Annotated in this window: 7 protein-coding genes and 2 pseudogenes; 2 read left to right on the top strand and 7 right to left on the bottom strand. The window is 46.9% G+C overall.

Annotated features, from left to right (window positions below):
• Together ACEW9J_RS15825 and ACEW9J_RS15820 are read right to left on the bottom strand one after the other, a co-directional pair.
• A pseudogene (locus ACEW9J_RS15825) lies at window positions 1-801 on the bottom strand (reverse transcriptase domain-containing protein); the annotation flags it as partial.
• A gap of 431 nt (window positions 802-1,232) precedes the next feature.
• A complete protein-coding gene (locus tag ACEW9J_RS15820; RefSeq protein WP_373546073.1) occupies window positions 1,233-1,472 on the bottom strand; it encodes a VOC family protein in 240 nt (79 codons plus the stop codon).
• A 64-nt stretch (window positions 1,473-1,536) separates the two neighbouring features.
• On the opposite strand from ACEW9J_RS15820, the gene ACEW9J_RS15815 reads away from it, so the two are divergent.
• Window positions 1,537-2,364, top strand: a complete 828-nt coding sequence (locus tag ACEW9J_RS15815) for an ISAs1 family transposase (protein ID WP_373546072.1) — start codon at window positions 1,537-1,539, stop codon at window positions 2,362-2,364.
• Window positions 2,365-2,377: 13 nt separating this feature from the next.
• Here ACEW9J_RS15815 and ACEW9J_RS15810 read toward each other — a convergent pair whose 3' ends face one another.
• Together ACEW9J_RS15810 and ACEW9J_RS15805 are read right to left on the bottom strand one after the other, a co-directional pair.
• Window positions 2,378-2,959 carry a DUF5335 family protein gene (locus ACEW9J_RS15810; RefSeq protein ID WP_373546071.1) on the bottom strand — a complete coding sequence of 194 codons (582 nt, stop codon included), beginning with the start codon at window positions 2,957-2,959 and terminating at the stop codon, window positions 2,378-2,380.
• A 647-nt stretch (window positions 2,960-3,606) separates the two neighbouring features.
• Window positions 3,607-3,918, bottom strand: coding sequence for a hypothetical protein (locus ACEW9J_RS15805; RefSeq protein ID WP_373546070.1), 312 nt, complete (start codon window positions 3,916-3,918; stop codon window positions 3,607-3,609).
• Between the two features lie 196 nt (window positions 3,919-4,114).
• Between ACEW9J_RS15805 and ACEW9J_RS15800 the strand changes: the two genes are divergently transcribed.
• On the top strand, window positions 4,115-7,858 hold the full coding sequence (locus ACEW9J_RS15800; protein ID WP_373546074.1) for a hydantoinase B/oxoprolinase family protein: 3,744 nt from the start codon (window positions 4,115-4,117) through the stop codon (window positions 7,856-7,858).
• Window positions 7,859-7,943: 85 nt separating this feature from the next.
• On the opposite strand, the gene ACEW9J_RS15795 is transcribed toward ACEW9J_RS15800, so the two are convergent.
• From ACEW9J_RS15795 to ACEW9J_RS15785, 3 genes and pseudogenes are all read right to left on the bottom strand, one after another.
• A complete protein-coding gene (locus tag ACEW9J_RS15795; protein ID WP_373546069.1) occupies window positions 7,944-8,927 on the bottom strand; it encodes a tyrosine-type recombinase/integrase in 984 nt (327 codons plus the stop codon).
• Window positions 8,928-9,632: 705 nt separating this feature from the next.
• The gene (locus tag ACEW9J_RS15790) at window positions 9,633-9,881 is read right to left on the bottom strand and encodes a hypothetical protein (protein ID WP_373546068.1); all 249 of its coding nucleotides are present in this window, start codon (window positions 9,879-9,881) and stop codon (window positions 9,633-9,635) included.
• 447 nt (window positions 9,882-10,328) lie between these two features.
• Window positions 10,329-10,526: pseudogene (locus ACEW9J_RS15785) on the bottom strand (hypothetical protein); the annotation flags it as partial.
• Between the last annotated feature and the right edge of the window lie 153 nt (window positions 10,527-10,679).

The following is a 10,679-nucleotide window of genomic DNA, read 5'->3' as shown; positions in this document are numbered from 1 at the left end:
TTTGTCCCAATTATCGTGGTTTCCATCCGCGTGATGTAGATGTACCTTTTCTTCGCCAATGAATGTTAATCCACATGCGATGCACTTATGGCTTTGCTTTTTAATAGCTTTAGAGGTTGTCCCGTCGTAGAGCTTGCTTTTACGCTCACTCCAGTAGGAGATATCTCCGTCGTAGGGAGATTTATTTCCTTTGACGTTGGTGTGTTTGTTCTCGGAGTATGAAACCTTTGGGAATGCTTTTTCAATCAGTTTAGTGACTGAATCTCTATCTTGTTTGGCTTCCTTGTTGAATACCTTAAAAGCTCTGTGATTGATGAACCAAAGGCTATTTCTAGCCCCGTCCATTTTGCAGTGCTTGTGGTATTGCCTCCAACCTCTGACCACTGCGGCTAATTTCTCAGCCTTGACCGTGGAACCATAGTTTGAGTTGTTGACAATGTTTTTTACCTTCTTACGGAATGCTTTGAAGTTCTCCACTGAGGGAGTGCTACGAAATTTACCGTTTTTCTGGACTTTGAAGTTCCAGCCGAGAAAGTCAAACCCATTTGTCGTAGCCGTCAATTTAGTCTTTCTTTCACTGACTTTCATTCCTCGTTCTGCCAGGAATTCACTAATTCGGTTAAGTATTGCCTCTGCATCATCATTAGGTTTTAGGATGATAACCATGTCATCTGCGTATCTAACGCTAGTATGGATTTCCTCAATTCCGTTGAGTGCAATATTGGCAAGCAGTGGGCTAACCACCCCACCTTGGGGTGTTCCTTGGTCTGGAAATCCTACGTTTGTACCAGCTTTTAGACATCCGATTGATTGTCCCTTTAGATGTAGCCAATTCAACTGCCAGAACCCCTTACTCGAACCGCTAATCAGCTAAAAAATGCGGCGGGATACTAATCTCTGGTGGGGTCAGAATCGCTTTCGCGGAGGATTGCTTCTGCCCAATCCTGAGTTGCTTTTCTAGGCTCTATTTCATCATGGGGACTCGCTATTATCGCCAGTGTCACCTGCAATTGGTGTCTGTTTGCGACCTGTTCCCAGCTTCACTCTACAGATTTTTTCATTTCCGAGTCTGTTCGGTGTGGGCAGGTAAGCAGTCATCTTCGAGTTAAAGAGGAGGGACTTACACCCTCATCAATCGGACAGTTCAGGCCTTAAAATGCTACATGTATCGTAACCAGCTTGGTAGTATTATGTACGGGCTTTCACCGTGATTCATACTACAACGAATCGCACTAGCTGAGGATTTGTTGGAGTTCGATCGTATTACCGTCTGGATCGTGAATACAGGCACTGAGCACCCCGCCCGCTAGCCCTTCCTCTGGGAATTGCCAAGGACTGCTAAACATGGGAACGCCTTTGGCTTTCAACTGAGCGATCGCGTCATCCAAATTAGGCACGGCAAAGGTCAAAATCATCTTGGCATCATGACGATCGTAAGTTGCTGCCTCAATCGAGTCGATGTAGTCTTTCAACCGCGATCGATTGAGAATCGTAAGGTCATACGACAGAGAATCTGGTCTTAAAGCAATGCACATTGTGAGTGCATGGGCGAGTGAGCATCGATTGGTCTTAGGGCAAACAAAAGTCAGTGCTAAATCTAATGAAATCACGGCGATTCCCGCATTATTAGAATTGCTAGACATTAAAGGCTGTATCGTCACGATCGATGCAATGGGCACGCAGAAATCGATTGCGGCAAAGATTACCGCAGCAAATGCGGATTATGTGTTAAGTCTCAAGGATAATCATCCCACACTACACCAACAAGTCAAAAGCTGGTTTGAGACAGCACAGTCACAAGGATTTGAAGGCGTAGATGTCAGTATTAGTCAGCGGGTGGAGAAAGGACATCATCGGATTGAAAATCGAAAAGTTTACACTATCCCGGTCTCACAACTACCATCGCTGTATCAACAAGACCAGTGGAGTGGACTGCAAACAGTCGTGATGGTTGTACGCAAGTCTCAGTATTGGAACAAAACCACTCATGAAGTCCAATTTTACCTGACCAGTCTCCTCAGCGATGCCAACCGGATTGGGAGTGCAATTCGCCAGCATTGCGGATGCGCCACGGTCGGGTCTCCCGACCATGTGGGCGCACCAAGCAGGGGGATTGAAAATTCTGTTCATTGGACATTAGATGTCACCTTTGAGGAGGATAAATCTCGCATTCGTTCTCTCCACGGTCCGCAGAATTTTGCCGTGTTACGTCGCCTTGCACTTAATGCCTTAGAACGTGAGACATCTTTTCGGCGTAGTATTCGTCAAAAGTCCCGGCGAACCGCGATGAATGACCGCTATATGCTGGCTGTCTTGGCTGCGGCTCTTCCCACTTCCCCTCCAAGCGCATCCGCTTGTCAATAGGGTTTGAGATGCGCTAACCGTGAATTTTAGTTGCGCCTGCATCCAGCTCGGCATATTCCTGGGCATCATTAGCCAAGGAAACATTAAAACCTAAAACGTCCTGGTAAAAAAGCTTACAATCTGCATAGTTTTCGACATTCAACCTAGTGCAGATATATTTAAGATTCATCCGATCGGCTGGAGCCAATCGATCGCCACTACCCATAACTACCGTTTTTCCTGACGAACTCAATGAGGGAGATTCGACTGGTTGTAACTTGACTAATGTTTGTGTCCCTGTAGCATCACCGATCCAAACTGCCAACATTTGTCCGCTTTCACTTTGTCCGGTTAAGACTTCAGTAGGTGAATCGACAGTATGAGCGTAAGTGACTTCATCGCGACCTGTTTCAATCACTAAATCGTTACCCTTATCCGGCTTGTCGTAAACCATTGCCATCAACGGTGCATTCTGAATCAATTCTGCGTCACCAAGTTCGGAATTAACCATCTCTATTGAAATATGTCGCCCCCGATTTCCATCAGAAAACTGGTCGAAGAATTCACCCCATCGCTCCTGTGGCACAGATTTTGTTATTTCGATTCGATTTAGCATGTGTTTTTTATATTGATATGGTTGGCATCTAGCTAGTTCAGATCGTTGCCAGGATCTCGATTCTTTTGCACAAAAGCTCCGCCAACGGCCGCTTGCTGCGATCGGTAAATTAAGTGTAAATCTACTAGTAATTGGTTACTATTTTTGATTTTGAGACTCAGCAACTGTTTTTTTGTTTATTAACTTTTATCCTAAACTAATTTTGTGAGGATTTCGTGAGGAAAAAATATTTTATTATTGCTTTACAGCATATATTTGTTTTAATATTTGGCAAAATTTTATCAAGTTTAAATCCCTAGATTCAGTCATTTGTTTTAATTGATAAATCTGCAATATGATAGAGGTGAATTTAAATTTTTAGTCCAATATCAGTCAATAGATATAGATGCTAACAAGATCGCAAAAAAGCTCTCATTATGTTGAGAGCTTTTTTGAAACATGATTTGAAATAATTCGGCTCCGATTCTCCAGGAGAGAAGCTAATTCTACGTTGGTGTTGTTAGCCTACTGTCAAGTGCTGTAGTCTAACTCTAAAGTGTGCCTGAAAAGTTATATTTAATCCGCTCAGTTGGAGATCTTCCAAGCGTTCGGGTAACAAAATTAACTTTTCAAACAACCTCTGAGAACAAGTTTGGATTGAAATTACATTACAAGCCATCAACGCGGTGAATAGATTCAATTACTTCCTCTACTTCTTCTTCATCAAAGCATTGCTGAATCTGAGCATTAAACCACTTTAATTCATCGCCATCTGGATCTTGAATATGGTAGACCAACAGTGTACCTGCCACACGAGCCAAAGTAACAGGTGTTGACGAAACGTGGCTGAGTAAATCCCGCGCATTTTGGTACAGTTGCTCGACGGATGCTAAGTCTAGGGGATGTTCTAACTGAGTCGAGAGTTGAAGCAAGCTCTCTTGAATGGAAGGTTCTTCGTTAGTTGAGAGAGGATTAATCATCCTATTATTTTACGGTATGGTTCTGGAGCTTCATCATAAATTGTGTTTAAAGTGTTGCTTGAAGAGACTCAATCGCGGTGACGCTCGCTAGAGCCTTATGTGCTGCCAGTCTGGTACCAAAATGACACCAGAGAGTTAAAATTGAGATATCAATCCTAACTCCGATGAACAATATTTAGCCAGTGGAGCCAGAATGATGTTGAAAGTGTTTGCCGATCGTGGGGGTACGTTTACCGATCTAGTGGCTGTAACAGACGATCGAGCGATCGTGGCTCGGTTGGCGCAAACTCCCCACAGGTTTCAAATCACCGGATTGCCCAACGCTCGCTGGACGATAATTTATAAGCTGCTATCGGAGCAACCCGATCGCTATCCCGATGCAGTTATTCAGGGCATCCGCGATCTGTTAGGGTTGGAGCAACACGAGCAGATTCCCGTAGGGGCAATTGCAGTTGTCAAGATGGGTACGACTGTGGCGACGAATGCACTACTAGAACGGAAAGGCGATCGGACATTATTATTAATTACCGCAGGATTTGCCGACGCATTGCGAATCGGCTATCAAAATCGTCCCGATCTCTTTGCGCGTCAGATCGTCTTGCCTGAGATGTTGTACGAACGCGTGGTGGAGGTCACAGAACGCTACAGCGCACAGGGCGAAGAACTAATGCCGATTTTGCCAGCCGCAGAACTGCACCTGACCCAGGCGTTGCAAACTGCCTATGCGGAGGGGATGCGTGCCTGTGCGATCGTCTTCATGCACGGGTATCGCTATCCCAAGCACGAACAGCAAGTCGCCGAGATCGCCCAGCGCGTCGGATTTACCCAAATCTCCGTCTCCCATCAAGTTAGTCCACTGATGAAGCTCGTCAGTCGCGGTGATACCACCGTTGTCGATGCCTATCTATCGCCCATTCTCCGCCGCTATATCGATCGAGTTGCCGCCGAACTAATTGGCACCAAATTAGAATTCATGAAATCCGATGGCGGGTTGACTGATGCGCGATTATTTCAGGGCAAAGATAGTATCCTCTCTGGCCCTGCTGGTGGGATCGTGGGCGCAGTCAAGACGAGTATGGCTGCCGGATTTGACAAAATTATCGGGTTTGATATGGGTGGGACTTCCACCGATGTATCGCACTTTAATGGCGACTACGAGCGCACTTTGACCACCGAAATCGCGGGTGTGCGACTGCGGGCACCGATGATGTCGATTCACACGATCGCGGCTGGGGGCGGGTCGCTGTTGCAATTTGATGGGGCGCGGTATCGGGTGGGGCCGACTGCGGCAGGGGCACATCCAGGGCCAGCCTGTTATCGGCATGGTGGATCTTTAACGGTGACTGATTGCAATGTGCTGGTGGGGAAAATTCAACCGGAGTTTTTCCCGCAGGTGTTTGGTGCTGGGGGCAATCTACCTCTGGATGGATCGATCGTCCAGCAGCAATTTGGGGAGTTGACCGCCATGATTAATGAGCAAACTGGAGATATTCGCACGCCCGAACAGGTAGCAGCGGGATTTCTGGCGATCGCAATCGCTAAAATGGCAAAGGCGATCGCCAAGATTTCGGTACAGCGCGGCTACGATCTGAGTGAGTATACCCTGTGCTGTTTTGGCGGGGCTGGCGGTCAACATGCTTGTCTCATTGCCGAAGCTTTGGGGATGAGTCAAATTTTTATCCATCCCCTGGCAGGGGTCTTATCGGCTTATGGCATCGGGTTAGCCGATGTACGTATTTTAAAAGAAAAAGCAGTGGAACTGCCGCTCACAGACCCTACACATGCCGATCTGACCCAAATTATTGCGGGGTTAACGATCGAGAGTCGGGCGGAAGTTGCGGCTCAGGGGGTGAGTAAGGATCGGATTCAAGTTCTGTGCCAAGCGCATCTCCGTTACGAGGGGACTGATTCAACGTTGACGATTGAATTTGGCAGCGTTGTAGAAATGCGCTCTAGATTCGATCGCGCTTACCGACAGCGATACAGTTTCACGATGGATAATAAAGCTCTAATTGTGGAGGCTGTATCTGTAGAAGCGATCGGGCTAGCAGATCCGCTCGTGGAGCCGTTATTATCCGCCACCAGAACTACTCCTTGTCCAATTATTAGCACTGTGCGGGTGTTTACCAAAGATAACTGGCACGACACACCGATCTACCGCCGCGAAGATCTCCAACCTGGGGACAAAATTATCGGCTCGGCTCTGATTATCGAACCGACTGGCACCAACGTTATCGAACCAGACTGGAGTGCCGAACTCACCCAGCATAATTGTCTGATTTTACGCAAGGACGATCGACAAACAATGCTTGCTACTACAGAGCTGACAGCTTCCAAATCAGCAGCTAAACCCGATCCAGTGTTGCTGGAAATCTTTAATAATTTAGTCCGAGCGATCGCTGAAGAAATGGGCATCGTGCTGCAAAATACTAGTTATTCAGTCAATATCAAAGAACGCTTGGATTTCTCCTGTGCGATTTTTGATACCTACGGACAACTGATTGCCAATGCGCCGCATATTCCCGTGCATCTGGGTTCGATGAGCGCAAGTATCACTAGTTTAATCCGCGCTCAAGGCGATACGATCGCGCCTGGAGATGTCTACATTTCCAACAATCCCTACAACGGTGGCACCCATTTGCCCGATATTACCGCGATTACGCCAATTTTTATCGCTGGGTCGAGTACTCCAGCATTCTACGTCGCTTCAAGAGGACATCATGCCGACATTGGCGGGATTACACCTGGTTCGATGCCACCCCATAGCACTGAGATCGAGCAAGAAGGGATTTTATTAGACAATTTTCAATTAGTCGCACAAGGACATTTCCGTGAGGCTGAATTACTCGAACTGCTCGGAGCGGGCAACTATCCCGTCCGCAATCCGACCCAAAATTTAGGCGATCTCCGCGCCCAGATTGCTGCCAACGAGCGCGGTGTGCAGGAACTTCGCCGGACAGTCGAGCATTATGGACTGCCCAAAGTTTGGGCATATATGCAGCACGTACGAAATAATGCCGAAGAGTCGGTGCGACGGGCGATTCTCCAGTGGAGAGGCTACGCCAACGAAGTATTGCAAGATGGTAGCTTTACTTACCCGATGGATGATGGGACTCAGATTCAAGTACGAGTAACGATCGATCGCGCTACTCGATCGGCTTCTATCGATTTTACAGGTACATCTCCCCAACAACCGACCAACTTAAACGCCCCCTTAGCCATCTGCAAAGCGGTTGTCCTGTATGTGTTTCGGACGCTGGTTGAGGATGATATTCCCCTCAATGCTGGGTGTCTGGAGCCGTTAGAAATTATCGTACCGGAAGGATGTTTGCTCAATCCCCGCTATCCAGCCGCAGTGGTGGCAGGTAATGTCGAAACTTCTCAAGCGATTCTCCAGAGGAGAGGCTGCGCCAACGCCAACGCCCTCTACGGTGCGCTGGGGATGATGGCAGCCGCTCAGGGGACGATGAATAATTTCACCTTTGGGAACGATCTCTACCAGTACTACGAGACGATCTGCGGTGGTGCGGGGGCGGGGAGTGACTTCAATGGTACTGATGCCGTGCAGACGCACATGACCAATTCTCGACTCACCGATCCAGAGGTATTAGAGTGGCGGTTCCCCGTGCTGGTAGAACAGTTTGCGATTCGTCACGGTAGCGGTGGAGTTGGCAAATACAGCGGCGGTAATGGCGTAATCCGGCGGATTAAATTTCGGTTCGCGATGACGGCGGCAATTTTATCCGGTCATCGGATGGTAGCTCCATTTGGGATCTCCGGCGGTGGCGCAGGTGAGATCGGGCGGAACTCGATCGAATACCACGACGGGACGAGCGCGGTTTTGGGCAGTAAAGCCGAAGTCCACATGCAGCCAGGTGATGTGTTTGTCATTGAAACCCCTGGTGGTGGCGGGTATGGAGCGGTGTCCTCTCACCCGTGATTTGCCTAAGTTGGGTCGAGCGTCTCTACCCAACATTCAGATTTACCAAACAGTTCGCTGTCAACTGTCAACTTTTTACCTAGTCCTAGAGAAGATCGATGCCCACCTTCAACGCCGGATTATTTTCCCATCGATCTCCCACATGGGCATAAATCGCCGTAGTGCGCGGATCGGCATGGCCCAACAAATCCTGCACCTGTCGCAATGAAGCCCCATTCCGCAGGGCTAATGTCCCCGCTGTGTGCCGCAAACTGTGAGCTGAAAGCGTTCTCCCTTCCATATATTTGAGATTAGCCGCTTGGAGATACTTATCCACCACCTGTCGAATCCCCCGCCGCGATAACCGTTCCCCGCGTCCGTAATTACTGAGATTGATTAAGAGCGGACTATCCACCATACTGTCATATCCACTCCCCCGCAGCGCGGTTAAATACGCTGCCATTATTTGTGCCAACTGGGGAGTCAACGGTACCACCCGCATGTGTCGCTTACTACTAACTTTCAGCCCTACCCGCTCGCCCTGACGCACCACATCGCCAATATTGAGCCGATGCATCTCTACTGTGCGCGTCCCTTCGAGAGTCATCACTCCGAGCAGTAATTTATCCCGCCAGGTTTGCAAAGGGGTGCGAGTCTCGATCGATCTCAGTAGCACAGTCGCTTCTGCCTGTTCTAGATAAGTAATCCTTGCCGAGGGATCGATCGATTCTGTCGGTGGTTTGACGCCCCAGGCTGGGTTCCCCCCCATCAACCCGTATTCTACCGCCGCATCATACAACCGACTCACTGCTGTCAATTTAATTGCGATCGTTTTGGGTTTATACCCCCGCTGTTCCAATAACCACCACCGATAGATCTTGATTGTCTCTCGCGTTGCTGCGCGCGGATCGAGCGTGCTATCCCGACACCATTCTAAATACTGTTTTACCTGCGTCCAGTAAGTGACGATCGTATCTCCACTGGCACCACCGTTGGCAACATCAAATTGTAAAAAGTTGGTGAAGACTCCAATCAATGCGTCGCAGTCGATTTCAACTGCTGTTGTCTGTTGCTCGGTGCTAGTGACCATCTGCACATATTGTATCGTTCTCAACCATTGTATAAAATATCTTCGATTTGTGTCACGCTCTGCAACAAAACCTCAACTTCACTCGCTCGCTGTAGCTAAATCTAATTTGACATATTTACATCAATAATTTATAAATATAGACACTTTTAACATACATATTTAATTTAAGCATACATTTTAATTAAACATACTTATGTTTTAAAATTGTTGACGATCGCCAACAACTAGTCTACTTATTGTCCTCTTATTGGCGATCGCCAATAAGAGGACAATAAGTAGAACAACCCTCAATAGCAGGAATGAATTGAATTTCAGGGCAAAAGTTAGTAATGCTCGAAACGATCGCGCAATTGAATTGAGGTACCGATAAATACACTTATCGGTACCTCAATTGCTCCTCAACATCTTGGTGACTATGATTACATCGATCGCCTAAAAGGGATGTAATCATAGTCGCCGACGAATACGAATATCAAAGGCGATCGTCTTTTCGTGATGTCAGGACAATCGAGCCGATCGCGGATTAAATCTTACTGGGAAAGCTTTTGGATAGTTAAGGGTGTGATAATAAATCTTTTCACATCCTTATTATCACCCCCATCTCGACCCCGGATGGCTCGCAGGGGATGAAACGTTCCCCTCTAATTTTCATCGGATTAACTATCGACCGACGATCGCATAGCCTATGCGATCGCCAAAATACCTTTAATTATTAGTGGCAATCGCGGCATATTTATGTACTAGTTCGAGGATTAATCCGAATTTGATATAGGCATATTGAGCCGATGCCACTACTCGATTACCATCATTCCAGCCATGGATTAGTGCTGTAGCAGACGCGATTGGTATTAATAGAGTGACGATCGATGTAGCTCCCTCGACTATTTCTAGATGGACAGATAATGCTCCGATCGGTAAGCTGATTAAGTTATCGAGATTTACGGGGATTCCCATCCTGGAGGTGATTAGCTGTTTCGATCTCGAAGACGAATCAGCTTCAACAACCCCCGAAATCCAGATTTGGCTTTGGCTCGATCTATTACTTCTCTGTCTGGATGAAGGCAAACAAAGTCGTCAGCATACCTAATAAACGGCATTCGGTTAGCACCTACTAAGGCTTTTAGCCTTAGAGCGCGTATGTGGTTACTTCGTTCCTTATACAGATTGGTTGTGTCTTTAGATGCCCTAACTAAACCGAGTCAAACTGTGGGAGTGTTGTTAAGAGTAACAAAATCTCTTAACCTCTGACTTTTGCCTTTTGGCTCTAGTGTTGGTAGTGGTTTAGCCATTACCTAGCCTTATTTCACTAGTTTTAGTTCACGATTTTTTAATAGGGTTCCTGTTCGTCATCATGGACACTTGCTTGCCTGCCACCAGCTTAGGCTGCTAGTTTAAAGACTTTTATCCCCGCTTTACGGATTGATGGCGGCTCTCACGCCCTTCTGGTGATAAGTATTGCTTATTTAAAGGATTGGAGCTTCGCTCCAATCCTTTAAATAAGCAAGCTAATAATTTCTCTTTCATCAAATCGAAATTCTTAAATCCACAGCTTTGACGTAGGATCAATTTAATTCTTGTGTTGAGTCCCTCCGTAACACCACTAGTTGTTCTATTATACTAAGCACGGCTAGCAATTAGACTTTTACAGTAGGGATTATTAGCGATCGTGAGATACTATGGTAAATGGAGTGGTGTTGAAGAGATCGAGTCTAATGCTGAAAATAAATTTTGTCGAAGAAGATATTAAAAAGC

The sequence above is a fragment of the Chamaesiphon sp. genome, assembly GCF_041737865.1.
In the GTDB taxonomy this organism is placed as follows: Bacteria; Cyanobacteriota; Cyanobacteriia; order Cyanobacteriales; family Chamaesiphonaceae; genus Chamaesiphon.
Note: the sequence above shows the minus strand (reverse complement) of the source record. Positions and strands in the feature narration are given on the sequence as shown.